The sequence below is a fragment of the Microbacterium sp. 4-7 genome (assembly GCF_014332665.1).
Lineage (GTDB): Bacteria > Actinomycetota > Actinomycetes > Actinomycetales > Microbacteriaceae > Microbacterium.
Window position 1 is genome coordinate 84,855 of the sequence record NZ_MCRH01000009.1, and the last position, 21,582, is coordinate 106,436.

The following is a 21,582-nucleotide window of genomic DNA, read 5'->3' on the forward strand; positions in this document are numbered from 1 at the left end:
TCGCCAGCCGGGGCCACTTTCGCATCGGGGTCGGCCGTTTCGGGTGCGTAATTGACCCCGCACACGCAGGGGGCGAGCACGAGGGCCGGAAGGCAACTCCGTCCGCCAGCCGGGGCCACTTTCGCACCGGGGATGGCCGTTTCGGATGCGTAATTGACCCCGCACACGCAGGGGCGGCGAGATAGGGGACGCGAGGGCATTTTCGCCCGCCAGTCGGGGTCAGTTTCGCATCGCGGACGCCAGCCGGGGCCACTTTCGCATCGGGATCAGCCGTTTCGGGTGCGTAATTGACCCCGCACGCACAAGGAGGGGATGCCGTGGGGCAGTCCGCCACGGGGGCGTTCCGCCACGCGGGCGTTCCGCCACGAAAGCGTTCCGGTCCGGATGCACTTCTGCCCCCACACGGGCGACGTGCGGGGGCAGAAGAACAGCCCGAAGGACGCGGGATCAGCCCCCGAGGGCGGCGGACACCACGGCTCGCGCCTCGGCCTGCACCTCGGCGAGGTGCTCCGGGCCGCGCAGGCTCTCGGCATACAGCTTGTAGACGTCTTCCGTGCCCGAGGGGCGGGCGGCGAACCAGGCGTGCTCGGTCTGCACCTTGAGGCCGCCGATCGCCGCACCGTTGCCGGGGGCGTGCGACAGCTTGGCGGTGATCTCCTCACCCGCGAGGGTCGTCGCCGAGACGGCATCCGGAGCGAGCTTGCCCAGCGTCGCCTTCTGCGCGGGTGTCGCCGGGGCGTCGACGCGCTGGTATGCCGACGAGCCGAAGGCCTGCTCCAGCTCGGCGTACCGCTCCGACGGCGTCTTGCCGGTGACCGCGATGATCTCGGCCGCGAGCAGGCACAGCAGGATGCCGTCCTTGTCGGTCGACCAGACGGTGCCGTCCTTGCGGAGGAACGATGCTCCGGCCGACTCCTCGCCGCCGAACGCGACCGAGCCGTCGAGCAGACCGGGCACGAACCACTTGAAGCCCACCGGCACCTCGAGGAGGCGGCGTCCGAGCGATTCGGCCACCCGGTCGATGATCATCGACGACACGAGGGTCTTGCCGATCGCGGCGTCGCGCGGCCACTCGGAGCGGTGCGAGAACAGGTAGTCGATCGCGACCGCGAGGTAGTGGTTCGGGTTCATGAGCCCGGCGTCGGGGGTGACGATGCCGTGGCGGTCGGCATCCGCGTCGTTGCCCGTCAGCACATCGTAGTCGCCCTTCTTGGCGACGAGCGAGGCCATGGCCGACGGGGAGGACGGATCCATGCGGATCTTCTCGTCCCAGTCGAGCGTCATGAAGCGCCAGGTCGGGTCGACCTCGGGGTTCACGACGGTCAGGTCGAGGTCGTAGACCTCCTTGATGAGCGCCCAGTACTCGACGGATGCGCCACCGAGCGGATCGGCGCCGATGCGCACTCCGGCGGTGCGGATGGCGTCGATGTCGATGATCGTCGCCAGGTCGCGCACGTAGGCGTCACGGAAGTCGTACCCCGGAAGCGCGTCCCAGTCGATGTCGGCGAACCGCTCGCGCTTGACGTCGACGAGACCGCCGGCGATCAGCTCGTTGGCGCGGTCGGCGATCCAGCCGGTCGCGTCGGTGTCGGCCGGTCCACCGTGCGGCGGGTTGTACTTGAAGCCGCCGTCGCGGGGCGGGTTGTGCGACGGGGTGACGACGATGCCGTCGGCGCGGCCGGCGGCATCCGGCGCGAGGTCGCGGTTGAAGGTGAGGATCGCGTGGCTGAGCGCGGGCGTCGGCACCCAGGCGTCGCGCGAGTCGACGCGGACGTCGACGCCGTTGGCCACGAGCACCTCGATGGCGCTGCGCTCGGCGGGCAGCGAGAGCGCGTGGGTGTCGCGGCCGAGGAACAGGGGACCGGTGATCCCCTGGCTCGCGCGGTAGTCGACGATCGCCTGGGTGGTCGCCAGGATGTGGTTCTCGTTGAAGCTCTTGGTCAGCGACGACCCGCGGTGACCGCTGGTGCCGAACGCGACCCGCTCGGCGGCGACCCCGGGGTCGGGCACGCGGTCGTAGTAAGCGGCGATCAGCTCGTCGACATCGATCAGATCAGATTCCTCGGCAGGGAGGCCGGCGCGGCTCGTCATGCAGACAGTCTGCCCCCATCTCGGCATCCGCGCATCTTCTGGGCGTGTGCCGGTGCCCTAAGGTGAAACGCGTGACTGAACGCCGCACCTACAGCTATCTCGGCCCCGCCGGAACATTCACCGAAGCGGCGCTCGAACAGGTCGCTGAAGCACGGGGTCAGGACTGGCGTGCCGTGCACAACGTCGGAGAAGCCCTCGCGGATGTGCTCGAGGGGCGCAGCGACGCCGCGATGATCGCGATCGAGAACTCGATCGAGGGCGGCGTCTCGACCACGCAGGATGCGCTGGCCACTCTGCCGGGCCTGCGGATCATCGGCGAGTACCTCGTGCCGGTGAACTTCGTGCTCGTGGCGCCTCGGGGCACGACCCTGGCGGACATCAGCGTGATCGCCGCTCATCCTGTCGCGTACGCCCAGTGCCACGGTTGGCTCGGGGAGCACCTGCCCCGGCACTCGCATGTGCCTGCGGCGAGCAACGTCGCGTCGGCGATCGGCATGCTCGACGGCGGCCTTCCCGCCCAGGCGGCCATCGCCGCCCCGGGCGTCGTGAAGCACCTCGACGTCGACGTGCTGGCCGAGGACATCGGCGACAACGCCCAGGCCGTCACCCGCTTCGTGCTCGTGACCCGCACCACCACGGCGCCGGCGCCGACCGGGGCCGACAAGACCTCGCTGATCGTCGAGCTGCCGAACGATCATCCCGGATCCCTGCTCGAGATGCTCGAGCAGTTCTCGACCCGCGGCATCAACCTCTCGCTGATCCAGTCGCGTCCGATCGGCGACGAGCTCGGCCGCTACCGGTTCGTGATCGATGCCGACGGCCACATCGAGCACGAGCGCATGGCCGACGCCCTGCTCGGCATCCGCCGTTTCAGCCCGCGCGTGGTGTTCCTCGGGTCGTATCCGCGAGCCGACCGGCAGATCGTGCAGTATCCCGAGCGCTACTCCGACGACATCTTCGTCGAGGCGCGCGACTGGCTGCGCGGCATCCTCAGCGGCGAGCCGGACGACTGAGCGCCGCCTCCACGATCAGACCGCGCGGAGCTCGACCAGAGCCCGCTTGAACTCGGGCATCGCCGAGTGCGGATCGACCCGGTCGTCGGTGAGCAGATTGGCGCTCTCGGCATCCGCATAGTGGAACGGCAGGAACACCGTGTCGGGCCTGATGTCGTGCGTCAGCTCGGCCCGCGCCCGCAGGGTGCCGCGGGAGTTCGAGAGACGGATGCCGTCGCCCTCGCCGATCCCATGACGACGCGCGGTCGCAGGGTGCAGCTGCGCGACGAGATCGGGCCGCTTCTCGGTGAGCTCGGGGATGCGGCGGGTCTGCGCTCCGCTCTGGTACTGCTCGAGCAGGCGCCCGGTGATCAGGGTGAGCCGGTCGGCGCTCGCCGTCGGATGCTCCCGAGCCCGCACGGCGACGAGCTTCGCGCGCCCGTCTGCGTGCGCGAAGCGGTCGGCGAACAGTCGAGGGGTGCCGAGGCTCCCGATCGGGAAGGGCCAGTGCGCCTCGATGCCGAGGTCGAGCAGTTCGTGGCTGAGGCCGGAGTAGTCGGCGCGGCCGCCGGCGGAGGCGCGGGCCAGTTCGCCGAACACCTCCGACGGCACGAGGCTCCAGGTGCCGGGGGCGTCGAGGCGACGGGCGAGCTCGGCCATGATCCACAGCTCGCTGCGGGCCCCGGCGGGGGCGTCGACCGCTCGCCGGCGACGCAGCACGCGGCCCTCGAGATTGGTCATGGTGCCCTCCTCCTCGGCCCACTGCAGCACGGGGAGCACGATGTCGGCGGCCTTCGCGGTCTCCGAGAGGAAGAAGTCCGAGACGACGAGCAGATCGAGCCGGCCCAGGGCCTCGCGCACGGTCGAGACGTTCGGCGCCGACACGAACACGTTCGAGCCGTGCACGAGTAGCGCTCGCACGCCGCCCGGGAGTCCGGCGCTCTGCAGCAGCTCGACCGCGGGGATGCCGGGCCCGGGAAGGTCGTCGGGGTCGACGCCCCACACGGCCGCGACCGAGGCGCGGGCGGCCGGGTCGCTGATCGACTGGTACCCCGGAAGCTGGTCGGCTTTCTGTCCGTGCTCGCGTCCGCCCTGGCCGTTGCCCTGCCCGGTCAGCGTGCCGTAGCCGCACCCCGGTGTCCCCGGAAGACCCAGGAGCAGTGCGAGGTTGATGGCGGCCGTCGCGGTGTCGGTGCCGTCGACATGCTGCTCGACGCCGCGGCCGGTGAGGATGTAGGTCGAGTCGGAGTCCGCCAGTCTGCGTGCCAGATCGCGGATGCTGCGCGCCGCCACCCCGGTGACGGTCTCGGCACGCTCGGGCCACCACGCCGACACCGACTGGCGGAGGGCGTCGAAGCCCGATGTGCGCTGGCGCACATAGCCGTCGTCGTAGAGCTCCTCGGCGATCACGACATGGATCACTGCGAGCAGCAGCGCGAGATCGGTGCCGGGCACCGGCTGCACGTGGATCCCGGCGCCGTCGGCGCTCAGTCGTGCCGTCGAGCTGCGGCGAGGATCGACGACGATGAGACCGCCGCGGGCCCTGGCGCCCTGCAGATGCGAGACGAACGGCGGCATGGTGTCGCCGACGTTCGATCCCAGCAGCAGCACCGTCTCGGCGGTGTCGAGGTCGGTCAGCGGGAACGGCAGGCCGCGGTCGATTCCGAAGGAGCGGTTGGCGGCGGCCGCAGCGGATGACATGCAGAAGCGGCCGTTGTAGTCGATGCGCGACGTGCGCAGTGCGATGCGGGCGAACTTGCCCAACTGGTACGCCTTCTCGTTCGTGAGTCCGCCGCCGCCGAAGACGCCGACCGCATCGGGGCCGTCGTCCTCGGCGATCAGGCGCAGCCGCGCGGCGATCAGATCGAGAGTCACGTCCCAGTCCGCCGGGTGCAGTTCGCCGTCGGTCCCGCGCACCAGGGGAGTGGTGAGGCGACCTGCGTCGGCGAGCAGCTCGGCCGAGGTCCACCCCTTCTTGCACAGCCCGCCGCGGTTCGTCGGGAAGTCGCGTCCGGCGACGGCGACCGGCAGCGGTGCGCCCACGGTCGGGGTCAGCGTCATCGCGCACTGCAGCGCGCAGTAGGGGCAGTGGGTGTCGGTCATGCGACGGCCCCCGCGTGGGCGTGCAGCATCTCGGTGATGCGGGCGCGGCATCCTCCGCATCCGGTGCCGGCGCGGGTGCACTCGCCGACCGCAGCCACCGACGAGCAGCCGTCGTCGATCGCGTCCTCGATCTGGCCGACGGTGACGGCGTTGCAGATGCAGAGGGTCGCGTCACGACCGGCCGGTGCGATCGCATCGGCGTCAGGATCATCGAGACGCAGCAGCAGCGAGCGGTCGGCGGGCAGCTCGCCGCCGCGCAGGTACAGCACGCTCAGTTCGGCCGCGGCCCGCGGCATCCCGACCGCCACGAATCCGGTGAGGATGCCGTCGCGCGTCGCCATCTTCACGTAGGTGCCGTGCTCGGGGTCGGCCCAGACGGCGATGCCGGGCGCATCCTCACCGGCCGGGACAGGGGCGAAGGGGTCGGCCGAGACGTCGCCCGCGGATGCGATGTCGACCAGCTCGCCCTTGAGCACGACGACTCCGGGGCGCTCGTCGGCGAACTCGCCAGGGTGGTCGTCGGCACTGTCGAGCTCGGCGGCGATGGCCGCGGCGAGCCAGCTCGCCTGACGCCAGCCGGGGCCGACGAGGCCGTGCGGTCCGCCCGGCACCTGGCGGTCGTGCAGGAACTCGGCGGGGTCGGCGATGTGGGCGCAGTCCCCGATCGCATGGATGCGCGGATCCGACCACGACCGCAGTGCGTCGTCGACGAGCACGCCGTTGCCGACGCGGAGTCCCGCGGCCTCGGCGAGCTCGGTGCGCGCCCTGACGCCGCACGACAGCACGAGCAGATCGCCCTCGATGCGCTTGCCGTCGGAGCTCGCGAGTGCACGGAACCGGCGGATGCCGTCGTCGCCCTCGACCCCGATCACACCCTCGGCACGGGTGTGCGGCACCAGCGTGACGCCGGCCGAGGCGAGAGCGGTCGAGAGGATGCTCGCCGACCCCCGGTCGAGTTGGCGGGGCATCGGCATCGGACCGAAGTGGGCCACGGAGGGCACGGCGCCGGCGTCAGCGAGCAGCATGGCGAGCTCGATCCCCAGCACGCCGGCTCCGAGCACCACGACCCGGCCGCCGCGTGCGACCACGGCGCGCACCTGCTCGGCATCCGACAGATCGCGGAGCACGCAGACCCCTGCGGTCAGGCTGCTGTCGAGGCCGGTGGTGTCCGGACCGAGGGTCTCGAGGCCTTCGAGCGACGGGACGATCGATCGCGCGCCGGTCGCGAGCACCAGGCGGTCGTACCCGACGGTCGATCCGTCGACCAGCTCGACGACCCGCGCCTCCCGATCGATCCGCACCGCTCGCGCCCCCAGCCGCAGATCCACACCGGAGAGGCTCGCGGCAGTGGCGAGAGTGAGCTCGTCGGACGAGGCCTCGCCCACGGCGTATTCGGCGAGCAGCACCCGGTTGTACGGATCCGCCGTCTCGGCGCCCAGCACGGTGACCGTCGCCCGACCCCCTGCCACGAGCGGCAGGAGCTCTTCGGTGAAGCGGATGCCGACAGGCCCCGCGCCGATGACGACGATGCGCTCGGTCATGGTCAGATCCGGTGTCCGGCGAGCGAGGGCCGAGGCATCAGATAGACGAAGACCGTGATGAGGAGCAGCACGATGTAGGCGGCGACGAATCCGCCGAATGCCGGAGCGTACGATCCTGTGCCGCTCTTCGCGGCCGCGAGCACCTGCGGGATCACGAATCCGCCGTAGGCGCCGATGGCCGAGATCAGCCCCAGGGCGGCCGCACCCTTGCGCTGGGTGCTGACCGCGAGCGCGTCGCCCGCGGTCGCGGCACCGCGTGCGGCGAAGACGTTGGGGATCATCCGGTAGGTCGCGCCGTTGCCGACGCCCGCCGCGACGAACAGCAGCAGGAAGCATCCGAGGAAGAGCGCGAAGCTGTTCGCCTCGAGAGTGACGAGCAGCGACAGGGCGCCGACGATCATGAGCGAGAACGCGGCGATCGTCATCCGTGCTCCGCCGAAGCGGTCGGCGAGCTTTCCTCCATAGGGGCGGGCGAGCGAGCCGACGAGGGCCCCGAGGAACGCCAGAGACAGCGAGGCGCTGCCGATCTGGAACGTCGAGAACTCGGGGAAGGTGTCGGCGATGAGCTTCGGGAAGACGCTCGAGAAGCCGATGAACGATCCGAACGTGCCGATGTACAGCAGCGACAGCACCCACAGGTGCGGTTCGCGCAGTGCGGCGGCGGCCCCGGCGAAGTCCGCCTTGGCCGACGACAGGTTGTCCATGTGGCGCCATGCTCCCCACACGGCCACGAGGATCAGCGGCACCCACATCCAGCCGGCGAACGACAGGCTGAAGGTCGACGCGGCGGTGATCGACACGACGATCGGCACCGCGAGCTGGGCGACCGAGGTGCCGAGGTTGCCGCCGGCGGCGTTGAGCCCGAGCGCCCAGCCCTTCTCCTTCTGCGGGAAGAAGTAGGTGATGTTCGCCATGGAGCTGGCGAAGTTGCCGCCGCCGAAACCGGCGAGAGCCGCGACGGCGAGCAGCACGCCGAACGGGGTCTCGGGATCCTGCACGACGATGCCGAGCAGGACGGCGGGGATCAGCAGCAGCAGCGCCGAGACGATGGTCCAGTTGCGTCCGCCGAAGCGGGCGACGAGGAACGTGTACGGGAACCGCAGCGTCGCGCCGACGAGGCTCGGCAGCGAGATCAGCCAGAACGACTCGGTGGTGCTCAGCGTGAACCCGGCGGCGGGGAGCAGCACGACGACGATGCTCCAGAGCTGCCAGATGATGAACCCGAGGAACTCGGCGAAGATCGACCAGCCGAGGTTGCGGCGGGCGATCGCCTTGCCCTCGGTGGCCCAGAAGGCCGAATCCTCGGGGTTCCAGCCGTCGATCCACCGGCCGGGGCGGCGCGTGAGGGTCACGGCGGGGGTGTCGACGCTGCTTCTTCCGGTGATCTGGGACATCGCGGCTCCTGCGTTCGAGAGGTGAATGCTCTGAACGTAGGCGGCGGATGTTGCAGGGCCGCACGAGTGCGATTACCGGACGATTACTTCTCGATCACATCGGCGAGGTGGGCGATGAGAGAACTTCAGGAATCCTGGTCGTCGGCGCGCCATTCCCCGGCCAGCTCGGTGATGGTGGCGACCGCCGCAGCGGTGTCCTCGCGGCTGCCGCCCGCGCGACCTGCGGCGAGGCCGGCGAGGTAGGCGCTGAGCGGTGCGGCCGGGCGGGCGACGCCGTGCGCGACATCCCGGGCGAGATCCAGGAGCAGGGCGACATCGACGGACTCGCGATCGATCCCGAGCGCGCTGCAGACCGCCGTGGTCCAGTCGTCCAGGGCTTCGACCGGAAGGTGTTGCGGCTTGTCGGTCATGTCGTCTCCTCGTCTGGTGCTCCGTCGCGCGGGAGCATCGGTGCCGCGGCGCGGGCCCGTTCGAGATCGTCCCACGTGTCGACATCCGTTGCCAGGTCTCCCGCCGGAATCGCGCTGATGCGCAGGCGCGCCAGCAGCGATCGCAACGACGCGTTGCGGCCGCCGTCGGGGAGAGCCGCGGCGGCGGATCGCAGGGCATCGGTGCGGTAGCGGCCGACGAGCCACTGCATGCGTCCCGACGCGTCGACCAGACAGACGCCGTCGATGCCGTGCCCGCCATTCGTGCTGTCGGCGTCGTCCTCGCCGCCCTTGCCGTCGTTGCCGGTCGTGCTGGGGGCGTCGGCCTTGCCGTCCTTGCCGTCGGCGTCGGCCCCGCCGCCCTTGCCGTCGTTGCCGGCGGAGAGGGGCGGATGCCGGCGCAGCAGCGCCACGGCGCCTTCGGCGTTCGGCAGGTCGGCCGCCAGCAGCAGGACGTCGGCGGTGTCGACGAGGGCGAGGCCTGCGGCGATGCCGGCGACCGGTCCGCCGAACTCCGGGGTCTCCCGGGTCCATGCGACGCGAACACGGGTCGGCGCCGGCGGACCTACGACCACGATGGGGTCGCAGCCGTCGACGGCGGCGATGGCGCGGTCGAGCAGGGTGCGGCCGCCGACCTCGAGCAACGGCTTGGCAGTCCCGTCGAGTCGTGAGGCCCGCCCGCCGGCGAGGATGATCGCGGCAGTCGGCACGGACGCCGGTGTCGCTGCGTCCGGTGTCTCGGTCGTGCGCGTCCCTGTCATGAGAGCAGCATCACATCGACCAGGTCGCCTGCTGCGACGGCTGATACGTCGGCGGGCACGACGGCATAGGCATCCGCTCTGGCGAGTCCTGCCGCCAGGTGCGCGCCGGACGACCCGTCGGCGGCCGCCGGGCGCACCGACCAGGCGGCCGGGTCGGATCGGTCGAGGGCGACGGGCACGTACTGCTGTCGTCCCACCGGGCTGCGCCACGCTGCGGTGCTGGCGAGGCGGAGCATCGGGCGCTGCAGGCCCGCGCGACCCTGGAGGGCGAGCAGCGCCGGCCGCACGAAGGCCTCGAACGACGCGGCGACGCTCGCCGGATTGCCGGGCAGTCCGAACACCAGCGCGTCGCCGAGGCGTCCGAAAGCCTGAGGCCTGCCCGGCTGCATGGCGACCGCCACGAACTCGATGCGATCGCGCAGCACGTTCTTCACGACCTCATGGGCGCCGGCGCTGACTCCGCCGGACGTGACCACGACATCGACCCGCGCATCGACGAGCGCGCGATCGAGGAGTGCGGCGAAGGCGGCATCCTCGTCTGTCACCGTGTCGACCGAGACGACGTCAGCGCACGTCTCCGCGCACAGCGCAGCGAGCAGCACCGAGTTCGACTCGGGGATCTGCCCGCGGGCGAGGTCGGCGCCGGGGTCGGCGAGCTCGCTGCCGGTCGAGATGACCGCGACGCGAGGACGACGATGCACCGGCACCGTGTCGATGCCGGTGGCCGCGATGGCCGTGAGCTGGAGCGGCCCGAGGGTGGTGCCCGCTGTCGCGACGACGGCTCCGGCGCGCAGCTCCTCGCCGCGGCGGCGGATGTTGGCACCCGCGCGAGGCGGCGCGGTGACCACGATCGCAGGCGCATCCCACGCCTGCAGGCCGTCGCGGGTGTGCTCGAAGGGCACGACGACGGTCGCCGTGTGCGGCACAGGCGCGCCGGTCATGATGCGTGCGGCCCGTCCCTCACGCAGCTCGGGTTCGTCGGCCGACCCCGCCGGGAGGTCGGCGATCACCGCGAGCTCGACGGGGTGCTCGGCCGTGGCCGACTCGACGTCGGTGAACCGGACCGCATATCCGTCCATCGCCGAGTTGTCGAACACCGGCACATCGACCCGAGCGTGCACGGTCGTGGCGAGGACGCGGCCCGCCGCCCGTGCGAGCGGCACCGATTCGGCATCCAGCGGTCGGGTGGCGGCGATCACCTTCGCCCGCTGCTCCTCGACCGTCAGCATGCCGGAGGAGCGAGGGGAGTGGTGATTCGCATGCAGTCAGCGTACGACGGTCGCGGGGATGCCCCGCGACCGCGCCGCCCCTCTGCCCCTTGTTTCCCCGTTCGAAAGTCAGTGCTCGCGGAACATCGGCCAACCGCTGCCCGGCAGCATGTGCGAGTGCAACGCGCCCTTCGCCGATTCCAGGGTCGGGTACGTGCCTGTCGCCGCATCGGACCCGGCCATGACGACGGTGTATCCCTCGTCGTCATGTCGGATGCTGCCGACGACGCCGTTCGTGCCGTACGCCACCCAGAGGGCCAGGGTCTTGGTAGTGCTCATCATCGAACCCCTTCCGTTGCGGGTGACCCTACGCCCCGGCGCACCGGAATACCAGCCCCTGACGCGGAGTCTTGGCGGCATTCGCCACATGGCGCCGGTGATGCGGGGCCAGTTGTGCATCGCAAACGGATGATCCGGATGCGGAACTGGCCCCGCCGGGAGGCCGGATGCGGCGCTCGCGTGCGCGCGCGGTGACCAGCGCGCGGCGACCAGCGCGAGCGGCGCCCCCGGCGCCTACAGGGCGGCGGCGATGAGCTCGAGCGTCTGGGCGCGGCCGGCGGCGGCGTCACGAGGCTCGGACTCGTATGCACCGGCGACGGGCGACAGCATGACCTCGTCGACGCCGTACTTCTCGGCGAACGCGCGCACCTCGGCGGCGACCGACTCGCCGGTGCCGACGAACCAGCGCGAGCGGGCGGCTTCGACGACCTGGTCGGTCGCGGCATCCGATTCTGCGGCGAGGGCCTCTTCGACGGTCTCGAGTGCGATGAGCGGCTTGTTGAGGCGCAGGCGCGACATCATGCGCAGCTGCGGAAGGGCGCGCGCCTCGGCCTCTTCCTGTGTCGGCGCGGCGACGACGTTGACCGTGAGGAACGTCCGCGGCTCGGGGTGCTCTTCGCTCGGCTGGTAGCCGGTGCGGTAGAGGTCGAGTGCGCGTTCGAGGCCCTGTCCCGAGAAGTGGTTGGCGAAGACGTAGGGCAGGCCGTGGGATGCCGCGAGCTGCGCCGAGTAGTCGCTCGATCCGAGCAGCCACACCTCGGGGCTTCCGGTGGCGGCCGGGGTCGCGTGCACCGTGTACTCGCCACCCGAGGTGAAGCGCACGGTGGCGCCCTCGCCCGAGATGAGTGCGGCGATGTCCTGCACGTTGCGCGGGAACTGCTCGACGTCGCTGGTCGTGCCCGATCCACGCAGCAGCTGGGTGATGACGGGGTCGCTGCCGGGCGCGCGGCCGAGGCCGAGGTCGATGCGTCCGGGCGCGATGGCCTCGAGGGCGGCGAACTGCTCGGCGACGATGAGCGGTGCGTGGTTGGGGAGCATCACTCCGCCGGATCCCAGACGGATCTGCGTCGTGCGCATCGCGGCGGCGGCGATCAGCACCGGGGGAGTGGTGGATGCCACGGCCGGCATGTTGTGGTGCTCGGCGAACCAGTAGCGGCGGTAGCCGAGCCGGTCGGCGGTCGCGGCGAGATCGAGGGAGGAGGAGATCGCCTCGGCACTGGTCTGGCCGGTGCGAACCGGGACGAGGTCGAGGACGGAGAGCGCGGTGGAAGTCATCCCCGAATGCAACGGCGGGGGCGGGCGGGGCATTCCCGTCCGCCCCATCGTCGCCGGTGCGTCTCAGGCAGCGACGAGACCTGCGGATGCCGAGGGCGTGAACTCCTCGGTGAGCGCGCGTCGCGTGAGGTGATAGCGGATGTGCCAGGCGGCGCTGAAGCTCTGCTCGGGAAGCTGGGCGAGGGCCGTTCGGTCATCGGGGCCGAGGCCGTCGCGGGCTGCTTCGCGGAGCAGGTCGTCTCGTGTCGCCGGGTACTCCATGCTGCGGAGGAACCGGTCGAGAGCAGAAGAGGTGCGCATGGGATCGTCCTTTCCGAAGGGAGAGCGGGGTGGGCCGGGGTGTGCGGCCCCGGCCCACCGAAGGGTCAGGCGGTGATCGACTGTCGGTTGTCGCTCGACTCGACCTCGATCTTGCGGGGCTTCGCGCGCTCGCTGACCGGGATGATCACCGAGAGCACGCCGCTCTCGTACGAGGCGCTGATCGCGTCGAGGTCGACGCCGTCGCCGAGCGAGAACTGGCGGAGGAACGAGCCAGCCCCGCGTTCGCGTGCGAGCCAGCGGACGCCTTCGCGACCGTCGGCCGTGCGCTGCGCGCGGATCGTGAGCTGTCCGCCGTCGAGGTCGACGTCGATCGAGCCCGGATCGATGCCGGGGAGGTCGGCGTGCAGGATGTACCTGTCGCCGTCGCGGTAGAGGTCCACCGGCATGAGACGCGGTGCGCGGACGGAGTCCAGCACGCTCGCAGCGAAGCGGTCGAGCTGACTGAACGGATCGAAGGACATGGCCATGAGTGTCTCCTTTCGTGTGGCCCGAGCGGGCGTTCTCCGGTGCAGATTATCTGCACCCGTTGCTATAGATTTTTTATAGAACAACGCGAGATAGAATGCAAGTGCGTCGAGAGGGAGGTGCCCATGGGTGATCGTGATCCGAGCATGCCGGTCTACGGCATCGCCGTCGCCGCGCAGCTCAGCGGGGTCCCCGAGGCCAGCCTCCGACTCTTCGAGGCGAAGGGGCTGGTCACGCCCGCGCGCAGCGAGGGCGGCACGCGCCGCTACAGCGATGACGACCTCGAGCGCATCCGCCGGGTGACCGGGCTGCGCGTCGAGGGCATCAACATCGTCGGCATCCGTCGCGTGCTTGATCTGGAGGACGAGAACGCCGGCCTCCGCGACGAGCTCGCCGACGAGCGCCCTTGATCCGCGGCCCGCTGCGCCCCGTGACCGACGCGGCTGCGCCCCGCGACCGACGCGGGAGGGCAGTACTTTAGGGGCATGGATGCCGAGATCTTCTACGTGCTCGTCGGTGCTGTCGTGGTGGCCGCGATCGCCCGATGGCGCGGCTGGCCGGCGCCGCTCCTCGTCACTGTCGTGGCGCTCGCGGCATCCTTCCTTCCCTTCGTGCCGGATGTCGAGATCGACGGCCATCTGCTGCTGAACCTCGTGCTGCCGCCGCTGCTCTATTCGGCGGCCCTGGACGTCTCGTTCGTCGGCTTCAAGCGCAGCCTCCCGCAGATCCGCCGGCTCGGCATCTGGCTCGTGCTGCTCACGGCGCTCGCGGTGGGGTTCGTGGCCTGGTGGATCATGCCGTCGCTGACCCTGCCGGGCGCCCTGCTGCTCGGCGCGATCGTGGCGCCGCCGGATGCGGTGTCGGCCGCCGCGATCGGCCGCAAGCTCGGTCTGCCGCGCCGCATCATGACTGTGCTCTCGGGCGAGAGTCTGATCAACGATGCGACCTCGTTGACGCTGTACCGCGTGTTCGCGGCGATCCTCGCGGGCGCGACCGTGTCGGTGTGGGGCGGCGTGGGGCAGTTCCTGCTGGCCGTCGCCGTGGGTGTCGCGATCGGACTCGTCTTCGGCATCCTGCTGCATCAGCTCCGGATGCGGATCAACGACGCGGTCGTGATCGGGACCTTCGGACTGCTCGCACCGTTCGGCGCCTATGCGATCGCCGAGCACCTGCTGGGTTCCGGAGTGCTCGCGGTCGTCGCGATGGGCCTGTACGTCGGATACAACTCGCCTCGCACCGACTACACGACCCGCCAGCAGGAGAAGCCGCTCTGGCTGTCGGCGGATCTGCTGCTCGAGAGCTTCGTGTTCGCGTACATCGGTCTGCAGTTCCCCCGGGTGCTCCGCGACCTCGGCAGTGAGTCCGTCGAGCAGATCCTCGTGCTGTCGGGCATCGTGCTGCTGGTCGTGCTCGTGGTGCGTCCGCTCTACATCTATCCGACGAGCGCGTGGGCGAACTTCCAGGACCGCAAGCGCCTTCAGCGCTGGGATCGCGGCGTCGAGAACGGCGAGTTCGAGAAACGTCACGAGAAGTCCCGGCGGTGGGGGCAGTTCACGGCCGACGAGCTGCGCACGCACATCGTGCGCGACCAGATGGCCGGGCTGCAGCTGACCTGGAAGGACAGCGCGGTGATCTCATGGGCCGGTATGCGCGGCGTCGTGACGCTCGCGATCGCTCTCGCGGCCGCCGATCTCGCGACGCTCGACGAGGAGGCCTCGCACGCGATCGTCGTGGTGGCGTTCGTGGTGACCGTGGGCACGCTGCTGCTGCAGGGGCTCACGCTGCCGATGCTGATCCGCCGCCTCGGGATCGAGGGAGACGTCGATCACGATGACGACCAGCGTGCGCTCGCCGCGGTGCGGGAGAAGAGCCGAGAGGCCGGCAAGGCGTTCCTGGCCGAGAAGCGCGTCGAGTGGGAGGCCAAGTACGGCGAGGTCGACCTGGGAGTGTTCGATGCGTTCACGAAGCGCATGACCCGCGTCGAGAAGGACACCGACGACGCGCAGCAGGTCGAGGATGCCGCAGCTCGCCCGTCCTTCGACGACCTGGCTGCCCTGAGCCGGGGATGGCTGCAGGTGCGCCGCGACATCCTTCTCGCGGAGAGGGACGCGGGCAACCTCGATGAAGAGCTCATGCGCGAGCTGATGACGGCGATGGATGCCGAGGAGCTCGCGCTCGACACCCGCGGTGCCACCCGCCAGCAGGGTCGCGCATAGCGGGAGACGGACGAGCGCCCCGCCCCGGAAGGGACGAGGCGCTCGGGCGGTGACGGAGAGAGGTCAGCGGGTGCTGGCCGGCTCGGTCTCGGATGCCGCGGCATCCGCCTCGGGTGCGTCGTCGTCGGCCGAGTCGTCGGCGAACGGCAGGCCCTCGCGGGGCGCGTTGTAGAGCTCCTCGTCGAGGATCCCCTCGCGCTTGGCGACGATGGTGGGCACGAGCGCCTGGCCCGCGACGTTGACCGCGGTGCGGCCCATGTCGAGGATCGGGTCGATCGCGAGCAGCAGGCCGACGCCCTCGAGCGGCAGGCCGAGCGTCGACAGCGTCAGGGTGAGCATCACGGTCGCTCCCGTGGTGCCCGCGGTGGCCGCCGAGCCGACGACCGAGACGAGCACGATCAGCAGGTACTGCACGAGGGTGAGTTCGATGCCGAAGAACTGCGCGACGAAGATCGCGGCGATGGCCGGATAGATGGCGGCGCAGCCGTCCATCTTTGTGGTCGCGCCGAACGGCACGGCGAAGGAGGCGTACGAGCGGGGAACGCCGAGGTTGCGCTCGGTCACGCGCTCGGTGAGGGGCAGGGTGCCGATCGACGAGCGGCTGACGAACGCCAGCTGCACGGCGGGCCAGACGCCCGAGAAGTACTGCCTGATCGACAGGCCGTTGGTCTTCACGAGCACCGGGTAGACGACGAAGAGCACCAGAGCGAGACCGATGTACACGGCGATCGCGAACCAGCCGAGCGAGGCGAGCTTCTCCCAGCCGTACTCGACGACCGCGGCGCCGATCAGGCCGAAGGTGCCGATGGGGGCGATGCGGATGATCCACCACAGCACGCGCTGGATGACCTTGAGCAGCGACTCCGTGAACGCGAGGAAGGGCTCGGCCCTCTTGCCGGCCTTGAGCGCCGCGATGCCGACGGCGACCGCGATCACGATGACCTGCAGGATGTTGAAGTTGACGCTCGAGGAGAACGTGCCCTCGGTCGCGCCGGGGTTGGTGCTGACGCTGAGGCCGAGGAAGTTCTGCGGGATCAGACCGAGCAGGAAGTTCCACCAGGTGCCCACGGTGTAGGGGGCGCTCGGGGCGAGGTCGTCGCCGGCGCGCGACCCGGGCTGGATCACGAGTCCGAGCACGATGCCGATGCTCACGGCGATGAACGCGGTGATCGCGAACCACAGCAGCGTCTGGCCGGCCAGGCGTGCGGCGTTCTGCACCCGCCGCAGGTTCGAGATGCTCGCCACGATCGCGGTGAAGATCAGCGGCACGACGGCCGTGCGCAGCAGCGTGACGTACGAGCTGCCGATCGTGTCGAGGGTGGCCGAGAGGCCGTTCGGCTCGTCGCCGGTCGCTCCGAGCTGACGGGCGATCAGGCCGGCGGCGATGCCGAGGACGAGTGCGGCGAGGATCTGGAAGCCGAACGACGTCAGCAGCTTCCGGACGGGACCGCGGGTGTCTGGCGCCTTCGTGGCGCGGACGGTGGTGCTCATTGGATCGGGGACTCCAGAATCGGTGCGCGCCGTGTGCGCGCTATCCGTCCACGCTAGGAGCCGCGCCCGCGACCGGAGGCGGAGATGACGAAGGATGACGGATGCCGCAGCATCCGTCATCCTTCGTGGTCGGCCCGGGGGTCAGCCCGCGCACTTCTCCAGGTTGTCGGTGAGGATCTGCGTGGTGAGTGCCTTGTCCTCTTCGCTGGACTGCTTGTCCTCGCCGTTGGCGATGTAGGTGAGGGTCTCGTTGCTCAGGTCGGAGTCGACGAGGGCGTCGGCGAAGCAGGTCGCGACGTCGTCCGTCACGACATCACCGAGTCCCTGCTCTTCGTAGACCTTCTGGATGCCGTCGGCGACGTCGTCGACCGCGGGGCGGGACGTTCCCCCGCAGGCGGCCAGCGAGAAGGCGAGTGCGGCGATGGGCAGAGCCATGAGGATGCGGGAGGGTGTGCGCAGGTTCCGGTCGTTGAGCTTCATGCGGTCAACGCTATCGACCCACAGGAGATTCATAGAAGGGGTTGCGCTGAGCATGCCGTCCGTGATGCTGTCCCGCGGCCGTCACCCGGGGGCGGTCATCGGAACCGGAGCCGCGCATCGCGGTCCCCCCCTACGCGAGCACCAGCAGGTCGCCGACCTCGCAGTCGAGCGCGTCGCAGATCGCGCGCAGCGTCGAGTACCGGATCGCCCGCGCGCGGTCGTTCTTGAGCACCGACAGGTTGACGATGCTCACCCCCACGCGTGCGCTCAGCTCGGTCAGCGTCATCCCTCGCTCGGCGAGCAGCTCGTCGAGCCGGCAGTGGATGCCGGTGAGCTCGTCGTCGTTCTCCGCCGGGCTCATACGAGACCCCGAGTCTCATCCTCGAGGGCCGCGTTCGTGCGCTGCAGGCGGATGCCCTGACGGAACGCTGCTGCGATGAGGCCCACCGCGACGCCGGTCGCGAAGATCGGGACGATGGACCAGAAGTCGATCGGATGCACCGGCTCGCCCGTGCCGATGCCCACCGCAGCGGACACCCCGTTCAGCCCCAGTTTCTCGAGCATCACGATGAACATCGGAGCGAGCACGAGGGTCCAGCCGATCGCGTCGAAGGCCCGTGCGTTGCTCCGCACGAAGAAGCGTCCGCGGAGGAAGTTCCAGGCGACGAGCATCACGCCGACGATGACGATCAGCGGGGCGAGCGCCCAGAGGACGAGAGAGCCGATGATCGCTGCGGTCGAAGCGGCGTCCACCCCGGTGGCGAACACCATCGCCTCCTGAGCGATCCCCTCGACCGACGCGGCTCCTGAGCCGACGGTCGCGTCGATCGGCTGCTCGTCGATCGGAATGGACCACGCGATACCTTGATCTCGGAAGGTCCCGAGCACCCGGAACACGGTGCTGATCGACGTGACCAGCAGAGCGGCTGCGCCGAAGAGGATCACGGTGATCGCATCCGCGGTCTGCGAACGTGTCGCGGTGGTCGTGCTCATCATCAGACGAGCCCGTCCGTGTCGCGCTGCAGCCGGTCGCCGATCACGAAGACCGTGCTGATGAGGGCGAGGACGAAGGCCCCGAGGACGAACGTGAACGGCTCGACGCTGATCACGGCGTTGTCCACCCCGTTGTCGGTGATCCTGGCGACCGTCGCGTTGGCCAGCATGTTGTCGAAGAAGCGCACGGTGGCGAACCCGACCAGGCCGGCGATCCCGGCGGTCGCGACGAGAGCGGTGTTGCGGCGGCTGAAGACGCGGCCGGTCAGCACGCTCCGCGCCAGCAGGATCAGGCATCCGATGACGAGGACGATCGTGAGGATCTGCGCGACCTGCCCGATGATGCCGGGCACGGCGGCGATCACCGGAAGCTGCGGGGCGGTGATGATCGCACTGTCGAGACCGACCGTGATGGAGTCGCCGGTGCTGAGGGGCAGCTCGACAGGCGCCGTCGAGCCGACGAACTCGACCAGCACGGGCACGTCGACCCCGCGAGCCAGTTCGATGATGCGGATGATCGAGAACACCGTGATGTAGGCGGCGATCAGTGCTCCTGCGATGCAGAAGCCGATCAGGGCTCCGGAATCGCCGCGAGAGATCGTGCGGTCCTTCGTCGAGGTCATCGTCCACTCCTTATCGAGAGTCGTTATTACCGATAATCGTTAACATAACGACTGTCGATAAGTCCGTCAACCCCGGTGGTCCAGGAGACGCGTCACCGGCGGTCACGGCACTATGCCGACGGCGAACACGGGCATACTGCCTGCGCACGGTGGTTACTCTCGATGTACAAGCGCTTCACGCGTCTTCGCCAGTGTCGAACAACACGTGCGAATAAGGAGTCACAGCATGTTCGAGAGATTCACGGACCGAGCCCGTCGAGTGGTCGTCCTCGCCCAAGAAGAGGCGAAGATGCTCAACCACAACTACATCGGCACTGAGCACATCCTGCTCGGCCTCATCCACGAGGGTGAGGGTGTCGCAGCCAAGGCGCTCGAAAGCCTCGGCATCTCCCTTGACGCCGTCCGCGAGCAGGTGCAGGACATCATCGGTCAGGGCCAGCAGCAGCCCACCGGTCACATCCCGTTCACGCCGCGCGCCAAGAAGGTGCTCGAGCTCAGCCTCCGCGAGGCCCTGCAGCTCGGTCACAACTACATCGGAACCGAGCACATCCTGCTCGGCCTCATCCGCGAGGGCGAGGGTGTCGCAGCCCAGGTCCTCGTCAAGCTCGGCGCCGACCTGAACAAGGTCCGCCAGCAGGTCATCCAGCTGCTCTCGGGTGCCCCCGGACGCGAGCCGGCAGCCGTCGGCGCGCAGTCGAACGACACCCCGAGCGCCCAGGGCGGCTCGCAGGTGCTCGACCAGTTCGGCCGCAACCTCACGCAGGCCGCGCGCGACAACAAGCTCGACCCGGTCATCGGGCGCGAGAAGGAGATCGAGCGGGTCATGCAGATCCTGTCTCGCCGCTCCAAGAACAACCCCGTCCTGATCGGCGAGCCCGGCGTCGGCAAGACCGCCGTCGTCGAGGGCCTCGCTCAGGCGATCGTCAAGGGCGATGTGCCCGAGACGCTGAAGGACAAGCAGCTCTACTCGCTCGACCTCGGCTCGCTCATCGCCGGTTCCCGCTACCGCGGTGACTTCGAAGAGCGTCTCAAGAAGGTCACCAAGGAGATCCGCACGCGCGGCGACATCATCGTCTTCATCGACGAGATCCACACCCTCGTGGGTGCGGGTGCCGCCGAGGGCGCGATCGACGCGGCCAGCATCCTCAAGCCGCTCCTCGCTCGTGGCGAGCTCCAGACCATCGGCGCCACCACCCTCGACGAGTACCGCAAGCACTTCGAGAAGGATGCCGCTCTCGAGCGCCGCTTCCAGTCGATCCAGGTGAACGAGCCGAGCCTCCCTCACACGATCAACATCCTCAAGGGGCTGCGCGACCGGTACGAGGCGCACCACAAGGTGCAGATCACCGACGGCGCGATCGTCGCGGCATCGAACCTCGCCGACCGCTACGTGTCGGACCGCTTCCTGCCCGACAAGGCCATCGACCTGATCGACGAGGCCGGCGCACGCCTGCGACTCAGCATCCTGTCGAGCCCGCCCGAGCTGCGCGAATTCGACGAGAAGATCGCCAAGGTCCGCGAGCAGAAGGAAGTCGCGTCCGAGGACCAGGACTTCGAGAAGGCCGCATCGCTGCGCGACGAGGAGAAGAGCCTCCTCGCCGAGCGCCTGCGCCTCGAGAAGCAGTGGCGTTCGGGTGACGTCGCGACCGCTGCGGTCGTCGACGAGGGGCTGATCGCCGAGGTGCTCGCACAGGCCACCGGCATCCCGGTCTTCAAGCTGACGGAAGAGGAGTCCTCGCGACTCGTCTTCATGGAGAAGGCGCTGCACCAGCGCGTCATCGGTCAGGAAGAGGCCATCGCGGCGCTCTCCAAGACGATCCGCCGTCAGCGCGCCGGCCTCAAGGACCCGAAGCGTCCCTCGGGCTCGTTCATCTTCGCCGGCCCCACGGGTGTCGGAAAGACCGAGCTCGCCAAGGCGCTCGCCGAGTTCCTGTTCGACGACGAAGCGGCTCTCATCTCGCTCGACATGAGCGAGTTCGGTGAGAAGCACACCGTCTCGCGTCTGTTCGGTGCCCCTCCCGGGTTCGTCGGATTCGAAGAGGGTGGCCAGCTCACCGAGAAGGTGCGCCGCAAGCCGTTCAGCGTGGTGCTGTTCGACGAGATCGAGAAGGCCCACCCGGACATCTTCAACTCGCTGCTGCAGATCCTCGAAGAGGGTCGCCTGACCGATGGTCAGGGCCGCGTGATCGACTTCAAGAACACCGTCATCATCATGACCACCAACCTCGGTGCGCGTGACATCGCCGGTGGTCCGGTCGGATTCCAGATCGAGGGCGTCAACTCGACGAACTACGAGCGGATGAAGGGCAAGGTCAACGAAGAGCTCAAGCGCAACTTCAAGCCCGAGTTCCTCAACCGTGTCGACGACATCATCGTGTTCCCGCAGCTGTCGAAGGAAGAGCTGGTGCAGATCGTCGATCTGTTCACGAAGCGCCTCGGCGAGCGTCTGCTCGACCGCGACATGACGATCGAGCTCTCGCAGGCCGCCAAGGAGCGTCTCATCGAGATCGGGTTCGACCCGGCGCTCGGTGCCCGTCCGCTGCGTCGCGCGATGCAGCACGAGGTCGAGGACCGTCTGTCCGAGAAGATCCTGCACGGCGAGCTGAACCCCGGCGACCACGTGAAGGTCGACGCGAAGGACGGCGAGTTCCTCTTCGAGCACGGTCCCCGTGGTGAGAAGGTCGCGGTCGGCGTCAACACCGGCGGAGCGATCTCCGGCACCCCCGACCTGGCGGTCGCCAGCGGGGAGTGACCTGATCACAGAAGGGGCGGATGCTGCGGCATCCGCCCCTTCTGCATGTCCGGGGGACTCCAGCACTCCGGCATTCCGGGCTCGCTCAGGGTCTGGGGAGGTGACGGGT

The 21,582-nt window shown here is 69.6% G+C and carries 20 protein-coding genes; 4 read left to right on the forward strand and 16 right to left on the reverse strand.

From position 1 onward, the window contains the following. Nucleotides 1-447: 447 nt before the first annotated feature. Nucleotides 448-2,091 (reverse strand): phosphoglucomutase (alpha-D-glucose-1,6-bisphosphate-dependent), encoded by a 1,644-nt coding sequence (gene pgm / locus BEP68_RS17745; protein ID WP_187250751.1) that lies wholly within the window; start codon nt 2,089-2,091, stop codon nt 448-450. A 62-nt stretch (nt 2,092-2,153) separates the two neighbouring features. Between pgm and pheA the strand changes: the two genes are divergently transcribed. Next, a complete protein-coding gene (gene pheA, locus BEP68_RS17750; protein WP_053097750.1) occupies nt 2,154-3,104 on the forward strand; it encodes a prephenate dehydratase in 951 nt (316 codons plus the stop codon). A 15-nt stretch (nt 3,105-3,119) separates the two neighbouring features. Here the strand turns inward: pheA and BEP68_RS17755 are convergent, their stop codons facing one another. The 10 genes from BEP68_RS17755 to BEP68_RS17800 form a co-directional block, all read right to left on the reverse strand. After that, nucleotides 3,120-5,186, reverse strand: a complete 2,067-nt coding sequence (locus BEP68_RS17755) for a molybdopterin oxidoreductase family protein (protein WP_187250752.1) — start codon at nt 5,184-5,186, stop codon at nt 3,120-3,122. Then, nucleotides 5,183-6,727, reverse strand: coding sequence for an FAD-dependent oxidoreductase (locus tag BEP68_RS17760; protein WP_187250753.1), 1,545 nt, complete (start codon nt 6,725-6,727; stop codon nt 5,183-5,185). The genes BEP68_RS17755 and BEP68_RS17760 overlap by 4 nt, the downstream gene beginning before the upstream one ends. A 2-nt stretch (nt 6,728-6,729) precedes the next feature. Continuing rightward, the gene (locus BEP68_RS17765) at nt 6,730-8,121 is read right to left on the reverse strand and encodes an MFS transporter (RefSeq protein ID WP_053097747.1); all 1,392 of its coding nucleotides are present in this window, start codon (nt 8,119-8,121) and stop codon (nt 6,730-6,732) included. 125 nt (nt 8,122-8,246) lie between these two features. Then, nucleotides 8,247-8,531, reverse strand: coding sequence for a DUF6457 domain-containing protein (locus tag BEP68_RS17770; RefSeq protein WP_056279307.1), 285 nt, complete (start codon nt 8,529-8,531; stop codon nt 8,247-8,249). Further along, the gene (locus BEP68_RS17775) at nt 8,528-9,310 is read right to left on the reverse strand and encodes a molybdenum cofactor guanylyltransferase (RefSeq protein WP_187250754.1); all 783 of its coding nucleotides are present in this window, start codon (nt 9,308-9,310) and stop codon (nt 8,528-8,530) included. Before BEP68_RS17775 ends, BEP68_RS17770 begins: the two co-directional genes overlap by 4 nt. Beyond that, a complete protein-coding gene (gene glp / locus BEP68_RS17780; protein ID WP_187250755.1) occupies nt 9,307-10,539 on the reverse strand; it encodes a gephyrin-like molybdotransferase Glp in 1,233 nt (410 codons plus the stop codon). Before glp ends, BEP68_RS17775 begins: the two co-directional genes overlap by 4 nt. 108 nt (nt 10,540-10,647) lie before the next feature. Continuing rightward, nucleotides 10,648-10,857: a hypothetical protein gene (locus BEP68_RS17785; RefSeq protein ID WP_053099248.1), complete on the reverse strand. Its 210-nt coding sequence runs from the start codon at nt 10,855-10,857 to the stop codon at nt 10,648-10,650. A gap of 234 nt (nt 10,858-11,091) precedes the next feature. Next, complete coding sequence (locus BEP68_RS17790; RefSeq protein ID WP_157538247.1) at nt 11,092-12,132, reverse strand: LLM class flavin-dependent oxidoreductase; 1,041 nt, start codon at nt 12,130-12,132, stop codon at nt 11,092-11,094. A gap of 63 nt (nt 12,133-12,195) precedes the next feature. After that, nucleotides 12,196-12,432, reverse strand: coding sequence for a DUF2795 domain-containing protein (locus BEP68_RS17795; RefSeq protein WP_187250756.1), 237 nt, complete (start codon nt 12,430-12,432; stop codon nt 12,196-12,198). Nucleotides 12,433-12,497: 65 nt separating this feature from the next. Next, nucleotides 12,498-12,920: an Hsp20/alpha crystallin family protein gene (locus BEP68_RS17800; RefSeq protein WP_053097741.1), complete on the reverse strand. Its 423-nt coding sequence runs from the start codon at nt 12,918-12,920 to the stop codon at nt 12,498-12,500. Nucleotides 12,921-13,043: 123 nt separating this feature from the next. On the opposite strand from BEP68_RS17800, the gene BEP68_RS17805 reads away from it, so the two are divergent. Both BEP68_RS17805 and BEP68_RS17810 read left to right on the forward strand, forming a co-directional pair. Beyond that, nucleotides 13,044-13,328 (forward strand): MerR family transcriptional regulator, encoded by a 285-nt coding sequence (locus BEP68_RS17805; RefSeq protein WP_187250757.1) that lies wholly within the window; start codon nt 13,044-13,046, stop codon nt 13,326-13,328. 75 nt (nt 13,329-13,403) lie between these two features. Further along, nucleotides 13,404-15,134, forward strand: coding sequence for a cation:proton antiporter (locus BEP68_RS17810; RefSeq protein ID WP_053097739.1), 1,731 nt, complete (start codon nt 13,404-13,406; stop codon nt 15,132-15,134). Nucleotides 15,135-15,197: 63 nt separating this feature from the next. Here the strand turns inward: BEP68_RS17810 and BEP68_RS17815 are convergent, their stop codons facing one another. The 5 genes from BEP68_RS17815 to BEP68_RS17835 form a co-directional block, all read right to left on the reverse strand. Then, entirely contained in the window at nt 15,198-16,625 is a 1,428-nt protein-coding gene (locus BEP68_RS17815; protein ID WP_187250758.1) for a dicarboxylate/amino acid:cation symporter, read from the reverse strand. A gap of 141 nt (nt 16,626-16,766) precedes the next feature. Further along, the gene (locus BEP68_RS17820; RefSeq protein ID WP_053097737.1) at nt 16,767-17,105 is read right to left on the reverse strand and encodes a hypothetical protein; all 339 of its coding nucleotides are present in this window, start codon (nt 17,103-17,105) and stop codon (nt 16,767-16,769) included. Between the two features lie 130 nt (nt 17,106-17,235). Continuing rightward, on the reverse strand, nt 17,236-17,466 hold the full coding sequence (locus tag BEP68_RS17825) for a helix-turn-helix domain-containing protein (RefSeq protein ID WP_053097736.1): 231 nt from the start codon (nt 17,464-17,466) through the stop codon (nt 17,236-17,238). Continuing rightward, nucleotides 17,463-18,098 carry a hypothetical protein gene (locus BEP68_RS17830; RefSeq protein WP_187250759.1) on the reverse strand — a complete coding sequence of 212 codons (636 nt, stop codon included), beginning with the start codon at nt 18,096-18,098 and terminating at the stop codon, nt 17,463-17,465. Before BEP68_RS17830 ends, BEP68_RS17825 begins: the two co-directional genes overlap by 4 nt. A 2-nt stretch (nt 18,099-18,100) precedes the next feature. Further along, entirely contained in the window at nt 18,101-18,721 is a 621-nt protein-coding gene (locus BEP68_RS17835; RefSeq protein WP_187250760.1) for a DUF2975 domain-containing protein, read from the reverse strand. A 226-nt stretch (nt 18,722-18,947) separates the two neighbouring features. On the opposite strand from BEP68_RS17835, the gene BEP68_RS17840 reads away from it, so the two are divergent. After that, on the forward strand, nt 18,948-21,473 hold the full coding sequence (locus BEP68_RS17840; RefSeq protein WP_053097733.1) for an ATP-dependent Clp protease ATP-binding subunit: 2,526 nt from the start codon (nt 18,948-18,950) through the stop codon (nt 21,471-21,473). Nucleotides 21,474-21,582 lie beyond the last annotated feature (109 nt).